Source organism: Mucilaginibacter daejeonensis, from assembly GCF_020783335.1.
Taxonomy (GTDB): domain Bacteria; phylum Bacteroidota; class Bacteroidia; order Sphingobacteriales; family Sphingobacteriaceae; genus Mucilaginibacter; species Mucilaginibacter daejeonensis.
This window is the reverse complement of sequence record NZ_CP086068.1, coordinates 1244761-1264333: the sequence shown is the minus strand read 5'-3', so window position 1 is coordinate 1264333 and position 19573 is coordinate 1244761. Positions and strand designations below refer to the sequence as shown.

Annotated in this window: 15 protein-coding genes; 8 read left to right on the top strand and 7 right to left on the bottom strand. The window is 47.3% G+C overall.

What is annotated here, in order from left to right; translation table 11 throughout:
- Positions 1–58: 58 nt before the first annotated feature.
- Together LLH06_RS05450 and LLH06_RS05445 are read left to right on the top strand one after the other, a co-directional pair.
- A complete protein-coding gene (locus LLH06_RS05450; RefSeq protein WP_228172251.1) occupies positions 59–1696 on the top strand; it encodes a TldD/PmbA family protein in 1638 nt (545 codons plus the stop codon).
- 4 nt (positions 1697–1700) lie between these two features.
- The gene (locus LLH06_RS05445) at positions 1701–3035 is read left to right on the top strand and encodes a TldD/PmbA family protein (RefSeq protein WP_228172250.1); all 1335 of its coding nucleotides are present in this window, start codon (positions 1701–1703) and stop codon (positions 3033–3035) included.
- 143 nt (positions 3036–3178) lie between these two features.
- Here LLH06_RS05445 and LLH06_RS05440 read toward each other — a convergent pair whose 3' ends face one another.
- Positions 3179–3604: a nuclear transport factor 2 family protein gene (locus tag LLH06_RS05440; RefSeq protein WP_228172249.1), complete on the bottom strand. Its 426-nt coding sequence runs from the start codon at positions 3602–3604 to the stop codon at positions 3179–3181.
- Positions 3605–3783: 179 nt separating this feature from the next.
- Between LLH06_RS05440 and LLH06_RS05435 the strand changes: the two genes are divergently transcribed.
- Complete coding sequence (locus LLH06_RS05435) at positions 3784–4293, top strand: YdeI/OmpD-associated family protein (protein ID WP_228172248.1); 510 nt, start codon at positions 3784–3786, stop codon at positions 4291–4293.
- A gap of 495 nt (positions 4294–4788) precedes the next feature.
- On the top strand, positions 4789–7518 hold the full coding sequence (locus tag LLH06_RS05430; protein WP_228172247.1) for a DNA gyrase/topoisomerase IV subunit A: 2730 nt from the start codon (positions 4789–4791) through the stop codon (positions 7516–7518).
- A gap of 434 nt (positions 7519–7952) precedes the next feature.
- On the opposite strand, the gene LLH06_RS05425 is transcribed toward LLH06_RS05430, so the two are convergent.
- The 4 genes from LLH06_RS05425 to LLH06_RS05410 all read right to left on the bottom strand — a co-directional run bounded on the left by LLH06_RS05425 (position 7953) and on the right by LLH06_RS05410 (position 13752).
- Entirely contained in the window at positions 7953–9395 is a 1443-nt protein-coding gene (locus LLH06_RS05425; protein ID WP_228172246.1) for a thioredoxin domain-containing protein, read from the bottom strand.
- Positions 9396–9516: 121 nt separating this feature from the next.
- Positions 9517–10386: an aldose 1-epimerase family protein gene (locus LLH06_RS05420; RefSeq protein WP_228172245.1), complete on the bottom strand. Its 870-nt coding sequence runs from the start codon at positions 10384–10386 to the stop codon at positions 9517–9519.
- Positions 10387–10430: 44 nt separating this feature from the next.
- Positions 10431–12887 (bottom strand): beta-propeller fold lactonase family protein, encoded by a 2457-nt coding sequence (locus tag LLH06_RS05415; RefSeq protein ID WP_228172244.1) that lies wholly within the window; start codon positions 12885–12887, stop codon positions 10431–10433.
- 61 nt (positions 12888–12948) lie between these two features.
- Positions 12949–13752 (bottom strand): 5'-nucleotidase, lipoprotein e(P4) family, encoded by an 804-nt coding sequence (locus LLH06_RS05410; RefSeq protein WP_228172243.1) that lies wholly within the window; start codon positions 13750–13752, stop codon positions 12949–12951.
- 103 nt (positions 13753–13855) lie between these two features.
- On the opposite strand from LLH06_RS05410, the gene LLH06_RS05405 reads away from it, so the two are divergent.
- The 4 genes from LLH06_RS05405 to LLH06_RS05390 all read left to right on the top strand — a co-directional run bounded on the left by LLH06_RS05405 (position 13856) and on the right by LLH06_RS05390 (position 17647).
- A complete protein-coding gene (locus LLH06_RS05405; protein WP_228172242.1) occupies positions 13856–14011 on the top strand; it encodes a hypothetical protein in 156 nt (51 codons plus the stop codon).
- 57 nt (positions 14012–14068) lie between these two features.
- Positions 14069–14275 carry a hypothetical protein gene (locus LLH06_RS05400; protein WP_228172241.1) on the top strand — a complete coding sequence of 69 codons (207 nt, stop codon included), beginning with the start codon at positions 14069–14071 and terminating at the stop codon, positions 14273–14275.
- Between the two features lie 137 nt (positions 14276–14412).
- Positions 14413–14667: a hypothetical protein gene (locus LLH06_RS05395; RefSeq protein WP_228172240.1), complete on the top strand. Its 255-nt coding sequence runs from the start codon at positions 14413–14415 to the stop codon at positions 14665–14667.
- Positions 14668–15763: 1096 nt separating this feature from the next.
- Positions 15764–17647: a leucine-rich repeat domain-containing protein gene (locus tag LLH06_RS05390; RefSeq protein ID WP_228172239.1), complete on the top strand. Its 1884-nt coding sequence runs from the start codon at positions 15764–15766 to the stop codon at positions 17645–17647.
- Between the two features lie 176 nt (positions 17648–17823).
- Here the strand turns inward: LLH06_RS05390 and LLH06_RS05385 are convergent, their stop codons facing one another.
- Together LLH06_RS05385 and LLH06_RS05380 are read right to left on the bottom strand one after the other, a co-directional pair.
- Positions 17824–18414 (bottom strand): hypothetical protein, encoded by a 591-nt coding sequence (locus tag LLH06_RS05385; RefSeq protein WP_228172238.1) that lies wholly within the window; start codon positions 18412–18414, stop codon positions 17824–17826.
- 188 nt (positions 18415–18602) lie between these two features.
- On the bottom strand, positions 18603–19283 hold the full coding sequence (locus tag LLH06_RS05380) for a hypothetical protein (protein ID WP_228172237.1): 681 nt from the start codon (positions 19281–19283) through the stop codon (positions 18603–18605).
- Between the last annotated feature and the right edge of the window lie 290 nt (positions 19284–19573).

The window sequence follows — 19573 nt, the reverse complement described above, 5'->3', positions numbered from 1 at the left end:
AAATTTAACTAACTCGAATTATAACTGAACTATTACCAACCAAAAGGAGGATCGAACCTTGAAACGCAGAAATTTTATTTACCTGTCGGGTGTAGGTGCGGGAGCCATGATGCTACCCAACCTGCCTTCGTTCGGTACACCGATCGATCCGGCGCAGGCGCTGGAGCAGGTGGATGTACGGATCAAAAAGGAACTGGCCGATGTGGCACTCAACACGGCTAAAGCCAAAGGCGCCACTTATGCCGACATTCGCATTGGCCGCTACCTAAATCAGGCGGTGATCACCCGCGAGACCCGCGTACAGAACATTGCCAACGCCGAGTCATACGGAGTAGGCATCCGTGTATTAGTGAACGGTTGCTGGGGCTTTGCCGCTACTAACAATGTGACCAAGGATGGCATTGCCAAGACCGCCGAACGTGCAGTAGCAGTTGCCAAGGCCAACGCCAAGATCGGCGGCAAGCCAGTACAACTGGCCCCGCAAAAAGGATACGGCGAGGTGAGCTGGAAAACACCGATCGAAAAGAATGCCTTCGAGGTGCCTATCAAGGAAAAAGTAGACTTGCTCATGAGCGTGAACGGTGCTGCTTTAGCTGGCGGAGCCAACTTTGTGAACTCCATGATACTGGCCATCAATGAGCAAAAATACTTTGCTTCTACCGATGGATCTTACATTGACCAGGACATCCACCGCCTGTACCCTAACTTTGGTGTGACCAAGATCGATGCCTCAAAAGGCGCTTTCGAGACCCGCGCTGCTTTAAGCTCGCCAGTGGGTATGGGTTATGAGTACCTGATCCCGTCAGAAAGTGAGAAGGTACAAGGCGTGGTGACCCGGTATAAGGACCGCTACGATATGCTGGAGGACGTGAAGAACGCCACCCGCAACGCTACCGAGAAGGTATCGGCCAAGTCGGTAGAGCCGGGCAAGTATGACCTGGTGTTGGATCCGTCGCACTTGTGGCTCACTATTCACGAGTCGGTAGCTCACCCCACCGAGCTTGACCGTGTACTGGGTTACGAGGCCAACTATGCCGGTACCAGCTTCTTATCAGTAGATAAACTCAAATCGGGCAACTTTAAGTTCGGCAGCAAGAATATGAACATCGTAGCCGATCGTAACCAAAAAGGTTCCTTGGGTGCCGTAGGTTATGATGACGAAGGCGTTGCACCTAAACAGTTCGATATCGTTAAAGATGGCGTGCTCACTAACTTCCAAACCATTCGTGACCAGGCGCATGTGATCGGCTTAAAAGAATCGCAAGGCTGCTGCTACGCGCAAACCTGGTCTGACGTACAGTTCCAGCGTATGCCAAACGTATCGTTAAAACCAGGCAAAACCCCAATGAGCGTGGACGACATGATCAAAGGTGTCGAAAAAGGCATTTACATCATCGGTAACGGCTCGTTCTCGATCGATCAGCAACGCTACAACTTCCAGTTCGGCGGTCAGCTGTTCTATGAGATCAAGAACGGCAAGATCGTAGGTATGCTGAACGATGTAGCTTACCAGGCCACCAACCAGGAGTTCTGGAACTCATGCGCTGCCGTATGTGATGAGCGCGATTACCGTTTAGGCGGAGCGTTCAATGATGGCAAAGGCCAGCCAGGCCAGTCGAACGCCGTGTCGCACGGATCGGCCACCACTAAATTTACAGGAGTTAACGTGATCAATACCAAACGAAGAATAGGATAATTATATGCCAATACTTAGTAAAGAAGAAGCACAGGCTTTATTAAAGAAGGTGCTTAGTTATTCAAAAGCCGACGAATGCGAGATCAGCCTCGGCGGGAGCGAAGGCGGTAACATCCGTTATGCACTCAATGCGGTATCTACCGCGGGCGATATCGGCACCTTAAGCCTGGCCGTAAGTTCTACCTACGGTAAAAAGACCGGCACGGCCACCATCAACGAGTTCGATGACGCTTCGTTAGAAAAAGTGGTTCGCCGTTCGGAGGAACTGGCACAACTGGCGCCGGCTAATCCTGAGTATATGCCGCTGTTAGGTCCGCAAACCTTTAAAGAGGCTACTACCTATAACGAAAAGACCGCCGCCATGACACCCGAGGTACGCGCCGACCTGGTAGCCAAAAGTTTGGACGTGACCAAAGCGGCCAATCTGAGCGCAGCGGGATTCCTGGAGAACTCTACGGATTTCCGTTCGGTCATGAACTCTAAAGGGTTGTTCGCCTATAACAAGTCCACTGACGTGACCTTTTCGGTGACCACCCGTAACGCCGAAGGTACCGGATCAGGCTATGCCGCACGTGGTTTCACTGATGTGAGCAAGCTGGATACTTACGCCGCTACCAAGATAGCCGCTCAAAAAGCTACCGGATCAGTAGGTGCACGCGCGATCGAGCCCGGCAAATACACCGTGATCCTGGAGCCTACTGCTGCGGCTTACATGATGGAGAACATGTTCAGAGGTTTTGATGCCCGCAGTGCCGATGAAGGCCGCAGCTTTATGAGCAAAAAAGGCGGCGGCACCCGTTTAGGCGAAAAACTGATGGATGACAAAGTGACCATCTACTCTGACCCTTTCAACCCCGACCTGCCTTCAGGTACCTGGAATGGCGACGGTTTGCCATTGGAAAAGACTTACTGGATCGACAAAGGTGTGGTAAAGACCTTAAGCTACTCGCGCTATTGGGCCGAGAAGAAAGGCGTTAAACCGCAGCCCGGCCCAAGCAACATCATTATGGAAGGCGGCAACATGAGCCTGGAGGATATGATCAAGAGTACCGAGCGTGGCATATTGGTATCGCGCCTGTGGTATATCCGCATGGTAGACCCTCAGGTATTGGCCCTTACGGGGCTCACCCGTGATGGTACGTTCTACATCGAGAATGGTAAGATCAAGTTCCCGATCAAGAACATGCGCTTCAACGAGAGCCCGGTGATCATGCTTAATAACGTGGAGGCTTTGGGTAAACCCGAGCGCGCCATAAGCGTGGAGAGCTACCGCAGCTATATGATACCGCCGATGAAGATCCGCGATTTCACCTTCTCGTCACTGTCTGACGCCGTATAAATGGCTATAAATGATGAAGCCCCCTCGTTTTGGAGGGGGCTTATCTATTTAAAAAGGTTTTAATTTCAACAGTAAGATAAAAAGCGGTCTCTCTCGCAGCGACCGCTTCCTTGGACTAACTAAACTATTTATAAAAAAAACTCTTATTTAAATACAGAATAAACGTTGGTTATCTTCCAGCCATCGCCGGTGTTAGCAACGGTCACATAATTTGTGCGGGTAAAGTTCTCATATTTCATGTCAACTTTCACAACACTAACATCATCGTTACTTTCAACTACTGATGTTGAGGTAGAACATGCCTGTTGGATGTCTTTATTCTGTTTTGCGAACTCCAGCATCTGTGTTCTGTCGAAGCTCATTACTTTGTTGCCGCGCAGGATGCTGAATTTGGCCGACTGGTCAAGCACATCGCTTAAACCGGCGCTTTTGCCAAGGGTCATGCTGCTAACGTAGGTCTCAACGGCGTGGTTCTTGGTCAGTTTCACTGCTTTTGGTTCGTCAGCTTTAACTACATTTGATACTACTAATAAGGCTAAGCCTGCTACGATCGATCTTAAAGTTTTCATATTGGTAAGGACTAAGTGTTAATGTATGTGGTTAATTATTTTGTTTTATATCCATAAGACACAGGCATTACACGAAACGTTACAACTATTTTTAATTAATTGTACTATTTAACAAGTCGTTAACATTTGACCGCTTTAAATACAGGATCGGTAGCTTAACCATCACAATACTTTGCATTATGGTAACATTCACGGCGGTGATCTTCAAATTTGGCGACCAGGGCGAAAAGACCGGCTGGACCTACATTGATATTCCGGCGGATGTTGCCCAACAGATCAAGCCTGATAACCGCCGCTCGTTCAGGGTTAGGGGTACTCTCGATAATTTTGCCATTGCCGGCATAGCCGTGATGCCCATGGGCCAAGGTAACTTCATCCTCACCCTTAATGCTGCCTTACGTAAGGGTGTACGCAAAGGCGAAGGCGCCATGATAAAGGTAAGCCTTGAAGAGGATACCGACTTCAAACTGGTGGTACCTGATGACCTGCTGGATTGCCTGGCCGACGACCCCGACGCTTTGCAATTCTTTGAAAGCCTGCTGGAATCGCACCGGCGGTACTTTGTCAACTGGCTTAACAGCGCCAAAACGGTAGAGACCCGCGCCAAACGCATTGCCATGATCTGCCACGCCATGGCTAACCGGATGGACTACGGCCAAATGATCAGGCATGCACGCGATAATAAGTAGCACCAGAATCGTGACCGGCGCCGATCACCAAATTTGCAAAAAAGCGAACGATCAGATCTTTTAGGTTTAGCGGATATATCATGCTGCTGTTCAGATGTTACATTTCGCTGTTTCCGTGTTACACTTGGTGTTACATTTTAGCTTTTTGTGGTTTTTTCTGGAAAAAGGTGGGTTTTTACGAATTTCGCAACGCTAAAAAGTGGGGAAAGTTGGGGAATTGTGTTACATCTGTGTAACTCCTAAAAGTGGTGATCCGCGCTGCGCCGGCCGGGCATATCAAGCTTCCTATCCAACTCCCCCCCTATCCTGACCGTTGCGAACGGGACGATGCATTTGACCATGTTGCATAATTATTTCATCTTTATAGGAACGCTGTGGGCGCATGAGCATCCATTTTTGCGTAGTTTTTACTATATTTGACTAATATTTTTAGCACACTTCTTTTATGTGCCAGCTTGATAATAAGAGATAGCTCTATCTTTTTGATGAACAGATATGTCAGAGAATTTAGACCCTAACGAAACGATGCATAACGTGATCCCGCTCGACGGGCTTTACGAGAACTGGTTCCTTGATTATGCGTCGTACGTTATACTTGACCGTGCCGTTCCGCATATTAATGACGGGTTAAAACCCGTACAGCGACGCATATTGCACTCGCTTAAAGAGATGGACGACGGGCGCTTTAACAAAGCTGCCAACGTGATCGGTAATACCATGAAGTATCACCCGCATGGTGATGCCTCCATTGGGGATGCCATGGTACAGATCGGCCAAAAGGACCTGCTGATCGATCGCCAGGGAAACTGGGGCGACCCAGTGACCGGCGATGCGGCCGCTGCACCACGTTATATAGAGGCGCGTTTATCTAAATTTGCGCTCGATGTGGTATTCAATCCTGACACCACCATATGGCAGGCCAGTTATGATGGTCGTAACCGCGAGCCCATCACCCTTCCGGTCAAGTTCCCGCTGTTGCTGGCTCAGGGTGCCGATGGTATAGCCGTAGGTTTGGCCACCAAGATATTACCGCACAATTTTATCGAACTGATCGATGCCTCCATTGAGGCCTTGCGCGGTAACCGCCCCAACCTGTTGCCCGACTTTTTGACCGGCGGCATGGCCGATGCCACAAATTATAACGAAGGGCAGCGCGGCGGTAAGGTACGCGTACGCGCCAAGATCATTGAGCGTGATAAAAAAACGCTGGCCATTACCGAGATACCGTACAACACCACCACCGGCAGTTTGATCGATAGTGTGATCAGCGCTAACGATAAGGGCAAGATCAAGATCAAAAAGATCGAGGATAACACGGCGGCCAGTGTCGAGATCGTGATACACCTGGCACCCGGCATATCGCCCGATGTGACGATCGATGCGCTTTACGCCTTTACCGATTGCGAGGTATCCATATCGCCCAATACTTGTATCATTTTAGATGATAAACCACACTTTATGAGTGTGAACGACATCCTGATCCATAGCGCCAACCACACCAAAGGGTTGCTCAAAATGGAGCTGGACATCCGTTTGCTCGAATTAAAGGAAAAGATATTCTTCAGTTCGCTGCTCAAGATCTTTATTCAGGAAGGCATGTACAAGCACCCTGACTACGAGAGCTCGGGTAACTTTGATGCGGTGGTAGAGGTGTTGAACCGCTTGTTCGAGCCGTTCTTCCCGCAGTTCTACCGCACGATCATGCCTGAGGACTACAAGAAGCTGATCGATAAGCCGATGAGCAGCATCACCCGCTTTGACGTTAAAAAGGCCGACGAGCAGATGAAAGCCCTGGAGGCCGAGATCAAGGAGGTGAACCACAACCTGAAACACCTGACCGACTATGCCATTAGCTGGTACACCAGGCTAAAGGAAAAATATGGCAAGGGCCGCGAACGTAAGACCGAGCTGCGCACCTTTGATAAGGTAGAAGCTACCCAGGTAGCCCTGGCCAACGTTAAACTGTACGTGAACCGCCGCGACGGCTTTATTGGCTCGGGCATTAAACGTGATGAGAACGTGGAGTACGTGTGCGACTGTTCGGACATTGACGAGATCATCGTTTTCCGCGAGGATGGCAAGTGTATGATCACTAAAATGCAGGACAAGGTATTTGTGGGTAAGGACATCCTGCACGTGGCCGTGTTTAAAAAGAACGACGAGCGTACCGTTTACAACATGATGTACAAGGACGGCGAAAGCGGTACCACCTACATCAAGCGTTTCTCGGTAGTGGGCGTTACGCGCGATAAGGAGTACGACCTAACCAAGGGTACCAAAGGCACCCGGGTATCGTACTTCTCGGCCAATCCTAACGGCGAGGCCGAAGTGGTGAACATCCAATTGAAACCACACTCTAAACTCAAGAAACTACAGTTCGATGAGAACTTTGCCGATATAGCCATTAAGGGTCGCGGATCAATGGGTAACCAGGTGACCAAGTACCCGGTTAAAAAAATTGTGCTCAAATCAAAAGGGGTATCGACCCTGGCGGGCCGCAAGATCTGGTATGATGATGTGCTCAAACGCCTCAATGCCGATAGCCGTGGCCGTTACCTGGGCGAATTTGACGGCGAGGACAAGATCATCACCATCCTATCGAACGGTACGTACGAGCTTACGAGCTTTGACCTGAGCAACCACTTTGACGACCGTATGCAGATCATCGAGAAGTATGACCCCGAAAAAGTATACTCGGTGATCCATTACGATGGTAAGTCGAAGAACTATTTGGTGAAGCGCTTTGTGTTCGAGAACATCGTGATCGGCAAGCAGGTGAGCTTTATTAGCGAGGAGCCCGGATCTAAACTGATGATCATATCAGGTGCGGCGCAGCCAGTGGTCAAGGTGGAACAATTGAAAGGCAAGGCCGAGACCCAGGAATTGGTAGAACTCAACCTGACCGACCTGATCGACGTGAAAGGCATGAAGGCTATGGGCAACCGCCTATCGGCCCATACGGTGAAGACCATTGAGCTGATCGCCGAGCATGACGACGCCGAAGATGTACCCGACCCGGCACCCGATTCGGTGGCCGACACGCAGCTCATTGCCGATGTGACCGAACCTAATGAACCCAAACCCATCCCTGATGCCACGCCCGAAAAGGCCGCCAAGGATGTAGGCTTCGAGATCACCAACGACCCAAACGAGATCGAGATCAAGAACAAACGTTCAGACTCCAAGACCGATATCGACGACAGCCCACAACTGGGCCTGTTCTAAACCATACAAAAGGGAACGCTTCATCGGGTTCCCTTTTTGTTGTTGAAGTAGTTGGTGACAACACCAACCACAGGCTAATGGGGAACTCAACCTCAGGCAGAAAAGAACCTATTAAAAATTACAGAACAGCTTAAACATACTGGGATAGCTCAGATGAAGTATAATAGCGAATATGAGACAGAAAAGAGCTGCTCGTAGATACTCAACCTTATTATACTTAAAAAATAGCCATTGGATAACATAGCTCATGATGAAGATCATAAAGGCAATATATAATAAGATGATCAACCCGTAATAAAGCAGCGAGAATCCCATTCCATACTGACCATCAACACGTAATATCATATGACAATATTCATTATTTTATCCAGGCTATAAATTCTTCAGTCGCTGAATAAAGAAGGATGTGTAGATCAGCTCCCTTTTTCTATTACTTACAGGGTGTGCGTCCTCATTTTGTCAAGCTCCTGGCGTAGCCTGCTTACGTAGCTTGCCGGCATGGCAGGCTTTTGATCTTGGGCTAATTGCACCGCTTTATTTTGGTTGATAATGGCCTCGTCTATCAGGTCTAAACGGTATAGCAGGTGGGCCATGGTATCATAATAGGCATGGTTGCCGGGCGACAGGTTGATGGCGCGCTTTACCCACAATAATGCCTTGGTGAGGTTTGCCGGGTCACGTGTACCCAGTGTATAAAAGTTGTAGGCCACATTGTTAAGCACGCTGGGCACATCATTAGCCACCGTGCCAGTACTAACAATGCTGGTCACCACGGTGCGGCGCACCTTACCTTGCGTATCGGCCGTCACTACCGTCCCTACCTTGGCGTTGGGGTTCATCGACCTTAGTCGATCCATACTTGCTTTTCGGCTATCCTCCATGCTTTTATCGCGCAGTTTCTTGATCGAATCGGCAGTGATACGCATATAAAAGTTATCGCAGTATCGTATGGCCTCCCTAAAGTAATTGGCAGTATCCTTCACCTCGTAATAGTAATTCACCATTTCCCATGAGTAACGCTTGTTGATCACGTCATAATTCTTGATAGCCCTTACAGTGCGGCTACTGAAACCAGCCAACTGCTGTGCCAGGCTCACGTTCTTGGTGCGTATCGCCTCGGCGCGGGTGTTGCTCATGATATGGTTGTTTATCGCCACTCTTGCTGCTAATGGTTCAGTTTTATACAAGCTGTCCACCAACTTGCGGCTATTGGTATAGCATAAATTGTAGGTCTTTCCGTAAGCGATAGGCCCGGCGTTCATGATAAATAGGATCTCGTTATAGTTATCGAACTCCTTAATGGTCATTTGCTCCACATACTCGTCAATCAGTTTGGCGTTATCGAACAACCCTAACTTTTCTTTAAGCAGTATGTAATCCTTCAAACCCTGCTTAGTGAGTTTACCGGCGCTGCGCAATTCTTCATATTTGCTAATGGTGTTGCCTGATATGGCCGCCAAAGCGGCATTAGCCATATCGATATAGGGCTTTGCCGTTGAGGTGATAACGGGAGTGCCCTTATATAAAAGCCCGCCTTTGTGATCGAAGAACAGATAGGCGGGATACGGGTCGATCTTTTGCGGATAAAATTTGCGGAAGGCGACAATGGTGGAGTCGGCTATGTTAATGTTGACATTCACAAATTTGCTGTTATACAGCTCCACCACTTCCTTGTTATTGAAACCCGGCTCAAACTTGACCGTGCCTGTAGGTTTGAATTCAGTGGTCAGTCCGAGCGGACCTACCATCACAAATAGGGGCTTTTTGGTTTGCCGAGCTTTGGCCAAACCGGCATCGATGTTATCGTAAAATTTGATCTTTTGGCCGTAGGTGTTGATGCTTAACAACAACGTGACATAGAGGAAGAATACCCGCATAGGAATGTGTAAGGTTTAAAGCCCTAAGATATCGTATTGAACGTAAAGGCAATATTATTAATTAAAAAAAGCCGTTCAGGTTTATCCGAACGGCTTTTGAAGAAAATGGTATATACTATGATCAGCTCACGCTGATGGTGTAAGCGGCTTCGAAAACGTGACCGTGGTCTACCTTTTGGATGCCTTCTTTATCTTTGATATCTACAGCGCTGCCATCAGCATCGGCGTAGCCCAGCCAAGGTTCGATGCAAACGAAATCAGCTCCGGGTTTTGCCCATATGCCTAACTGTTTAAAGTGTGGGAACTCCACCGAAAGTGAATGCTCACTATGAGCCGACCGAATGGTCACCTTACGGCTTTTCAGGTCTTTAAGTACCAGCGCATCGGCGTTGAAGAGCGAGCGCGTCAGTTTCAGCTTGCCGCCTTCGGTCATCACCGGACGGGTCTCGCCATTGAAGTAGCCGGCTGGCGATAGCATGTGCGTATGCAGCGCTTCGTCCACCTCAAATTCGAGGTAGTAATCCTCATATCTTTCGCCTACGCCAAAAGGCACGTTGAACGCCGGGTGCCCCCCTACCGAAAAGTAAATGGTCTTATCATCAAGGTTGATCACTTTGTAGGTAACACGCAGGGTATTATCGAAAAGGTCGTACAGCACCTGGAATGCGAACTGGTAAGGGTACACAGCCAATGTTTCCTCATCGGCCGTTAGCTGGAACACGGCATGCGTTGCCGAGCAGCCGATCAGCTCAAATTCAGATTGCCGGGCAAAGCCATGGCGGGGCAGCTCATAGCTTTGGCCATCAACATTCAACTGGTTATTGTATAACCCACCTACGATGGGGAACAGGTTAGGCGCATGCCAAGGCCACACATTGGGATCGGCCTGCCACATATGCTCAATGTGGGTGCCTTTATTGTACAACGAACTTAGCTGCGCTCCTTTACCGCTGATCGCCACGCGAAGGCGATCGTTCTCGATAATGATCATAATGGTTTATGTGTAAAAGGTTATGCCTCTAAGTTAGCAACTTCTCAGTCATCATCATCGTCGCGTTTCTTTTTGGCTTCGAGTATAACAAACGCACTGCGTTTTGGTGCGGGCATCACCGAATTTTCTCCTTTTACATATTTCCACACCACCTCGTTAAGGTCAAGGTCAGGGATGGCGTCCTCCCTTGCGAAGTTGAACAGCTCCGAACGGCGGCTACTTTCATTGTTAGACACGTTGCGGCGCTCCAGGTCTACCTGGGCTGGGCGCAACGTGTACGGTGTAAGATCAGGCTTTGAGGTGAAGCACTCGAACAACGGTATAGAGGCGGCATCGTACTGGCTCATAGGCGGAAGGCCCAGTATAAGCTCGATGGTGCGGAGTACGCCAGAGGTAGAGTACATCTGATGGACAACGGCGTTACGCTTCACGTATGGCCCGGCCACAAATACCGGCGACCTGTGCGCATCCACATGGTCAGGGCCGTTCTGGGCGTCATCTTCCAGTATGAACACCACCGATTCCTTCCATATGGGCGTGTGCGACAAATGTTCAAGGATCATGCCGATGCCCTGGTCGTTATCGGCCACGGCAGCTATGGGTGATATCTTTCCCTTTTTTTGGCCGCTGGTATGATCATTAGAGATACGGATCGTGTTGAAACGCGGCACCGCATCGATCTTCAGCAACGAATCGAGGTCTTGCGCCCAAAGCTGGGCACGCAGCACATCCTTGATGTCCATATCAAAACCCGGCGACTTAGGCGCCACATGCCCTTTAAGCGACTTAAGCTCGGTTTTGCCGTACGCGCCGAACTCGCCATAGGTGCGGTAGCTGATACCGGCGCGTTTGCAGTAGTCCCATATGTAACCATCGCGCGGGTAAGCTACCTGGCGCGAGCCTTCGTAGTCGTAAGTTCCGCCACGGCCACCATAGCTGGTAGGCCAGGTCTTTTCGGTATAGTCGGTAGCGTAGGCGGCGGTGCTCCAATTATGGCCGTCGGCACTTACCTCGGCGTTCACGTAAAAGTTATCGAGCAGCACGTAGTCGCCCGCAATGGCATGATGATTAGGTGTCACCTTTTTACCGAAGATGCATAACGAGGTGTCACCGTTGCCCTGCGGCACATCGCCCAGCACCTGGTCGTATGTACGGTTCTCTTTAATGATATAGAACACATATTTGATCGGCGACCTATCACCCAGCTTGCGCGGGATCGGGTTATCGGTCTCGCCCGGCGCTATCTTCTCTGTGGTGTTGTTGAACGGCGTGTTGGCGTAAACCTGTTTGGTGTAGGTCTTTAATTTGTCCGCATCGGGCCTATCGATGAATGATAAAGTACCCTTGAACAACCCGCCAATGTACTGGCTGCGGCTATTGGTAGAGCCGATATGATGGCCGCTATCGTCGGTCTTGAGCACAGGCTGCGGGCCGTTAGGGTTGGCCATAGAGGTGAAACCCTTACCATTGGCCACCAGTATCTTGTTGCCTAACGTTTTCAGATTAGTGGGATACCAACCCACCGGGATGAATCCACGGCTTTTACTGTTGCCCGGCATGGTCACATCCAATACGGCCAGGCAATTATTATCGGCATTGGCAATGTAAAGCGTCTTATTATCGGGCGATAGCGCGAGCCCGTTGGTGGTGGCACCGGTAAGTTTGGTGGGGTAAAGCGCTACCGATATGGTCTCGATCACCTTGTTGGTGCGGGTATCGATCACCGATACGCTGTTGTCGTTAGCGTTAGCCACGTACAGCAGCGTGTTCTTCTTGTTCAATAGTAACTCGTTAGGGTGGCTGCCGGTGGCGATGGTCCTGACCACCTTTCCCGACGCCACATCATACACAGCTACCTGTGCCCTGCCCCATAAGGAAACATACAGCGTGCGTTCATCGGCCGATAAGATGCAGCTGTAGGCTTCGGACGCAAGTTTGGTCTTACTTAAGATCTTACCGGCGGCGGGGTCGAGCACATACAAAGTGCTATCCTCTTTGGTAACGGTATACAGGCGCGTATCGGCCTTATTGACGGCTATGCCGGTGGGGCAAACCTTATTGGGCCAGGGTTTACCCAAGCGCAGGGTATCAGGCTTGCCCAATTTGTTATCATGTATGTTGAAACGGTAGATCCAGTTATCGTTGCCGCCTGAAGCATAAAGATGCTTTTCATCATTGCTGAAAGCTAACCCATACCATGACTTGGCCACCACCTGCTGGTCGAGCAGTTTCTCGGTGCGCGGATCGATCAGTTGTACCGATTGCTTGCTTTGACCGTTGTTGGTAACGGCCAGCAGATGCCCTGATGATGATAATTGAATATTTAACGGCAGATCGCCCAAGGGTAACGCACGGCCGGCGGGGCTCAGCTTCCAACCGTTGGGGAGCAACACCTGCCCTGTAGGTAACTTGCCCGGCAGTTGCTGCGCCAGCACCGGCAATGAGCATACGAGCAGCGCCATGCCCAGGCGTAAAGTTCTATTAATGGATGTCCGTTTCATAAGTTCATCCAAAAATAACCCTTAGTAGCCGGGCATTTCGGCGCCAACAAAAACTTAACAATTATTTATCATCAAAGCGCATTTTGGCTTTGATCACCGAATCCTTTTGAGCAGGGGTAAGCTTATAATTGAAGTTGAATAAAGCGCCTTCCCAATCGCCGTAGCTTGGGTTAGGCAGCACGATGTATCGCGCACCGAACTGGCCAGCCAGCTGACGCGTGGTGTTATCGCGACCGGCCTCGGCAGGGTGGTTATCATACATTTTATCCAGATCGGCCAGGTTATCCCCGCAAAGCATTACGATGTTATACTTACTCAACACCTGCTGGCGACGGGCCTCCTTACTCGAGCCACTGGTACGTAACAACAAATGCTCGTTATCGGCATTGGGCAGGGCGTACTTTTGCAGGTTACGTAACGTGCCAGGGCGTTCGTCCTCATCACGGTTGGTGATGTAGAATATGGTGACGCCTTTGCTGGCGGCATACTTGAAGAACGCCGGTGCACCGGCAACGGTATCGCAGGCAGCTTTAGCGGTCCAGGCCTTCCAGGCGGCCAGCTCATAGTCCTGATCATGGATGGCGCGCTGCGCATCATGCGGACTATTGTCTAACACGGTCTCATCGATATCGGTCACGATGGCCAAAGGCTTTGATGACGGGGTCTTCAACACATCATCCAGATGCCAGCGAGCCGTGTTATAAGCCTGAAAGCACAATGCCTTATACTCTGCCGAACGTTGCTGCCACACCGATGCCCACACTTTACCGTTGTTCACGGTAGAGGTATGTGCCGTATTTGCCATCTGCTTATTGATGCTGCAGGCAGCCAATGCCAGCAGCGAAATGAAAAGATACTTTTTCATGTTACTTACAATGTGTGATCAAAAGTAATTAAAGCTGGGCAAATGCCGGCTTTTGTTGTGGCGGCGGTGATCAATATTAAGTTTTTGTGATGTGTTATAACATTTGGCGATCCAACTCATGGGCGGTATATCACAACAACACCTGAGAACCTCATACCTGTACCTAAGCATCATTACATGCCTGATCATTGGCGCCTGCCACAACGACAAGGTAGAACCCTTTACAAAACGAGCCGCTTACCGGCACCTGGGTAGCTGAACTAAAGACGTCCCCCTCACAGACCTGGGTATCTGAGTATACGTTTACATACTGGAGTTGACCGAGATCAGGGAGTACGGCAATTACACGGGTCCCGACAATTACCGCGACGAAAAGGAACTTACCTTACAACAGGGCACCTTTGCCGAGGCCAGCATCCCCTACTCGGTCACTAATAATGCATCAGTGCTAACCATGGGTTACCTTTGTCCACCTAATGCACTTTGCGGGCAGTCATACCTCGTATTCAACAAGGTACGCTGATCAGTGTACACTTTACTATCCTAAAAATGGGGATATTAAAACGTTCACTGATCGCTACAATGAACACTCACTGACCTGAGCGATAGCTATTGAACCATGTGAATACCTATTGGCAAATTTGTTGTATAGATTGAAGCATGGAAACGACAACTAACCACAACGCCACACGATTCCAGATGGAATGGGGCGGTAAACATAGAGATTGCACCGTAGAGCCTCAAGGCAACAACGAATACAAAGTATATTTTGACGGCATTTACCTGGCCCAGCTCAACATCGAGCCCAACAGCGGCCATGGCAGCATCAAATGGGGAGTCCCTTTTGACCGCAACGTGGTAGATACCATTAGCCAAAACGTACGTTACCCATATGACCTACAAAAAGCCGGTTGATCACCGGCTTTTTGCTGACCTGCCCACTTCTCATGGCATTGCGAGCGATAGCTTGGCAGACCTATACTAATTTATACCAGCGATACGTATCACCACTTTCGTCATTGCGAGGCACGAAGCAACCTCTGCGGAGGAAATTCAGACTTTTATCAGTGCTGTAACCTCCTCCAGCGCCGAGTAGGCTTGGTGAAGTGAGTATACGTCCGCCTGTGAACGTCAGTTCCATACAAAAAAAGCAACGCATAAGAAAATTTGCGGCCAAGCCCTGTTGCTACCTGTTCCTGTACTTTGATTTTAGCCGCCCTACCCGCAACACTGCTTTTAAGTTCCTTTTATTTGCTGCAATTTGATAATCAATGCCTTCTGACATATCGCCTATATGCTGGCGTTTATGCAGGAGAGGCTTACATTTTAACAACGTCGCAACTAATTAACTACAGTGCTACTCAGGACATATGAATCGAGGGTATTATAACCTAGTTTTATTTGCTTAAGGAGCATTACAAAATACCCTAGTCTACCCCGAGGTAATGAAGTTAACGAGTGTATTAGTTCGAGCAATAAAATAGCAGATGATCTATATAATAACAGCCATACATATATCAGGGGGACTTTTTGGTGATAGTTTGATTTGCAGAATACTCTACAAATTTCCCTATCTGTGCGTAGGCTCTGACATAATAAAAATTACTCGGGTTCAGGTCAGATAGGTCGCGTGTGAAGTCGACTGAATTCTTAGCATTACCTATTGGATATTTAACTGCGTTGTCAATGGTCGGATCGATCGTTGTACCAACCAATACTCCGTAACTTATATCCGCTGTAGCATTCCTAACTTCTAAAGTTCCAGTAATTTTATACTGATTCAAGCTTACCGTTCGTATCGGTAATATCGAAATTCTGAACGAGCTAGGCTCAATATCTGCAATGACCTGCGTTTTTTTACAGCCAGAGAAAATTATTAATATAACTAATAAGAGTAAAATAGGTCTCATACGGCCGGTCATTCTTGTAAAAATATGTGATCATTCTATACGAACAAATTCTTTATGTAGAAAAATCAGCCGGATCCTTAATGGCCATATTAAAATAGACTTTGTATTTTTATACACAAAACCGTATCGCAGTTATCATGATCATTTTTAGGAACCTATTTCTTTCGGTGGCGCTATGTATGTTCTTTTCATGCAAAAAAGAGATCCTACATACCGAGAAGCCAGCTCAACCTTTTTCGACCGCTGGAACTAATCAAACTGATGTAGAAGATTTTCAAGTGACCTTGAATGCAGATGCCCTCAAAGACGGGCAAAATGGAAAATGGACGATATCAAAAGGATTGATAGAAAGTAAGGTTTATTTCTCTAATGATACCAGACCTGATTCAAAATTCAATGGTATGCCGGGGGAGAGTTATGAACTACGATGGACAGTAACGTCAGGAACCACTAAATACTCTGAATCAACAGTAAAGGTTAGTTTTAAGCCCCTTCAAGCGTCAATAAGTAATGCTGCGCCGGGTACTTCCACCCGACTTTATTTGACCGCAAAAAATTATGAAGGAGGTGTATGGTCAATAGATGGTAAGTATGCATCACTAAATACCCAGAACTTTGGTGGGACTGTGATACCTGATATCAATTCACCTAATATTCTATTGCAATGCTACGCTAATCGTAACTACAAGATCACATGGACCACTTATTATGGCAGCAAACATGCTTCAACCACTTTAAACATAAAAACCGGCGACTATTTAGAGAGCGAAGCATTAGATGCATTACAATTAGATTCTCGTTCATACCGTGTAAGTTATGAAAATGGCCACATTACAAAACTTGACCTTAGCTCAAGTAAATTTGGCTGGATACTACAAGATACTGCAGCCTTCCCGTCAGTACAAGCCTTGAAGCATTTAAAGGAATTGCGATTACAAGGCAGCTCAATTAATAAATTTCCTGAAGTTATTGGAGAAATATATCGGAATCTTGAATATTTGAATGTCGACGGTACTGGTATATCATCTGTTGCATCTAACATCGGGAACTTGAAAAAGCTAAAAAAATTGTTAATGAGTAATACACAGTATGGGGCTCAGATCTATTCCCTACCCGAAAGTGTAGGTGATCTGGAAAGTCTTGAATATTGGAAATTGAGTTCTATCGGCCTTAAATATGTCCCAGAAAGCATAAGCAGATTAAAAAAATTAAAGGTCTTTGATTGCTCTCTCAATTCAGTTGAAAAGCTACCTGCCAATTTAGGTAATATGGAGAACTTGGAATTTATCACGGTAACAACACAGGAGAGTATACCAGCGTCGGTCTCTAAACTCTCCAAGTTGCGCCGAATGGAATGGGATTGCGGCGCGACCTCGGTGAAGCTACCGGACGATTTCGGCAATTTGGCCTCATTAGACACTTTATCACTGATCGGAAAATATACGAGCCTACCATCCAACTTCGGAAATCTAAGGTTAAAGCAACTACTTTTAACTACACCTCAACTTTCCTCTTTGCCCGAGAGTTTTGGTAATATGAAGGAACTTATAACCTTGACGGTAGGTGGAACATTCAAAACATTGCCTAATTCTTTTTCTCAATTGACCGCACTCAAGTATCTGATACTTGGTGGACATATAGAGCAACTACCGAAAGATTTTGGAAGACTCAAGTCCCTGACCTACTTAGACATCCAATTTTCGAGTTTGAATGAACTACCTGAAAGTATAGGAGATCTATCTAACTTGACCGAGATCAATTTAAATCAAAACCAATTACAAGCACTCCCCTTAGGCCTCTTCAAACTACCCAAATTGAGTAAACTTTGGCTATCATACAACAAACTTAGCACCATTCCTACAGAATTCAGTGGTTTAGCAGATGTACTAACACAACTGTACATATATGGGAATAATTTTAGCGCGGTAGACAAAGCACGCTTGAGATCAATATTACCTAAGACCTTTGTTTATATGAATGACTAAAAGGAATGGCTTTGCGATTACAAGCGAAACTATCTACAAAACGTAATGCGTCTCGATCAGAGGTACACGTTCCTACAAACTGCTAAGACGAGATAGTAAAAGATCTCTTCAGAAAATTTTACAACCTCCTTGGAACATGGCAAAACCAACTTGCAGCATACAAAAACAAGAAAGGCTTAAATAACGATCATCATTAGTAAGGCAAACATTCCTACTATTTGTAAATTAGATCGGTCATAAACTTCCTTCACCTCAGCACCCACATCCTGCCCTTTTTTAAACCGCTTGTAAATGTCGCCCAGCAAGGTTGAGCCGATGAAGAATGCGGTATTCAGTAAACTAAACTTGAGCAATAAGTGATCAATGATATCGATGACCAGCCTCAGTTTAGATGCGGGTTTGGTCCCTGCCTTTGCGGCGAAGTGTGTGATGCTTTTATGATCAGCGGCGATCTCCGCATAGAAGGTAACGGTGCGCGCGTTGTTGATCCGGCTGGTTGGGTATAATAGCCGTGCTAAAGTGAAACCGGCATAATCGCGTGTGGTGTCTGACCCGCGCCTGATCAGTGCAGGCCCACCGTGATGATACTGTTTGATGTAATAGCCTTTCACCACTCCACTGGGTCCCGAACTATCTGTATATACATCATGAATGGTTAGCGGCTTCACCTCGTTAATGATCGCCACAAAACGAAAAGCCATAAACACCCATACAACCGCCCAAAGCGCGAAAAAGGTGTAATGGATCTTTTTGAAGCTCATGTTCATGGTGATACTTGCAGTGCCGTCAGATAGAGGCGCTTGCGTATATCATAACATGGAAGGTTATTTATTGTTGCCGGCCGATGAGAGAAGACACACGCGGCCCGCGTGCGCCATCACCAGGAGCGAAATATAATTTAATATTATATATGAATAAGATGCTACCTTGTAAACGACAATTTTTAAAACTGAACTTAACTGTTAAGTATATGTTGACGATAAGCATCAGCAGCTAAGCGCTTTACCGTATCAACATTTAATACAGCGTTCCTTTCTCTTATTACTTTTTCGGCTGCGTTAAACCACGCTATTGGAATACCATCAATTGGACGTGAAGGAGAAAATTGATATGCTTCGTTGCTATTTTTCGCTACTACTTCAACACTCAAAATCGTCTTTTTGGCCATATCAGACAACTCATTAATAAAGTTACTACTGTTGATCTGTTCTATCAGATTCGGTTGTCTAAGAAATCGATTTTCAGTTAGCCTCACTGCTTCAAAAAATTCAAGCAAATTGGCTTCGCTGTTGGAACACCACCATGCATCTCCGTTCTTTTGCTGTGCATATTCACCACCTAAAAGCATTTGTCTTTCCTCTTCAGTTAAAAAATTACCTATCCTTTGATAAGACATTTTTGGAACATCAGCCCCAATCGTAGCCCAAGTCGTATTCCTTGATAGGTAGTAAGCACCCGTGAAAAGATGATCATAATTTCTAGAAATCGTCAATCCAAGGGAAATATAATAGTCATTGTTGATCACTTTGAGATATAATCCCTCGGCAGGAGTAATTGTATCTTTAATTGCTTTATATCCTAGTCTTTCTAAACCAGATCTGGTCAACCGTATTAGAGTTGCTTTACTTAGTTTCATGTTTTATCTGTCCTATCTTTTAGGACCTATCTTCATTGTTAAGTTAGAGATACCATCACTCCTCAAGCTTCCCGCTTGTGGTTTGATTGGCTTACAATTCGTGCTTTAATGTACAACATAGATGGTAAAGCAATAGCCCGGCTGGTCAGGACCGACTATAAACTTAGCTAGTTACACAAGCGGAATGCTTGCGGGAGCGTTGGGAGCTAACCTTCAAATTCTATGCTTGACGGCAAAAAGTCATTCGACATAATAATAAAAAGCAGAGATGTTTTAGTGGATGGTGAGTA

Bases quoted from the DNA above. Each gene is read 5' to 3' on its own strand.
- LLH06_RS05445 (WP_228172250.1), top strand. From the start codon at position 1,701: ATGCCAATACTTAGTAAAGAAGAAGCACAGGCTTTATTAAAGAAGGTG.
- LLH06_RS05440 (WP_228172249.1), bottom strand. From the start codon at position 3,604: ATGAAAACTTTAAGATCGATCGTAGCAGGCTTAGCCTTATTAGTAGTA.
- LLH06_RS05435 (WP_228172248.1), top strand. From the start codon at position 3,784: ATGGTAACATTCACGGCGGTGATCTTCAAATTTGGCGACCAGGGCGAA.
- LLH06_RS05430 (WP_228172247.1), top strand. From the start codon at position 4,789: ATGTCAGAGAATTTAGACCCTAACGAAACGATGCATAACGTGATCCCG.
- LLH06_RS05425 (WP_228172246.1), bottom strand. From the start codon at position 9,395: ATGCGGGTATTCTTCCTCTATGTCACGTTGTTGTTAAGCATCAACACC.
- LLH06_RS05420 (WP_228172245.1), bottom strand. From the start codon at position 10,386: ATGATCATTATCGAGAACGATCGCCTTCGCGTGGCGATCAGCGGTAAA.
- LLH06_RS05415 (WP_228172244.1), bottom strand. From the start codon at position 12,887: ATGAAACGGACATCCATTAATAGAACTTTACGCCTGGGCATGGCGCTG.
- LLH06_RS05410 (WP_228172243.1), bottom strand. From the start codon at position 13,752: ATGAAAAAGTATCTTTTCATTTCGCTGCTGGCATTGGCTGCCTGCAGC.
- LLH06_RS05395 (WP_228172240.1), top strand. From the start codon at position 14,413: ATGGAAACGACAACTAACCACAACGCCACACGATTCCAGATGGAATGG.
- LLH06_RS05385 (WP_228172238.1), bottom strand. From the start codon at position 18,414: ATGAACATGAGCTTCAAAAAGATCCATTACACCTTTTTCGCGCTTTGG.
- LLH06_RS05380 (WP_228172237.1), bottom strand. From the start codon at position 19,283: ATGAAACTAAGTAAAGCAACTCTAATACGGTTGACCAGATCTGGTTTA.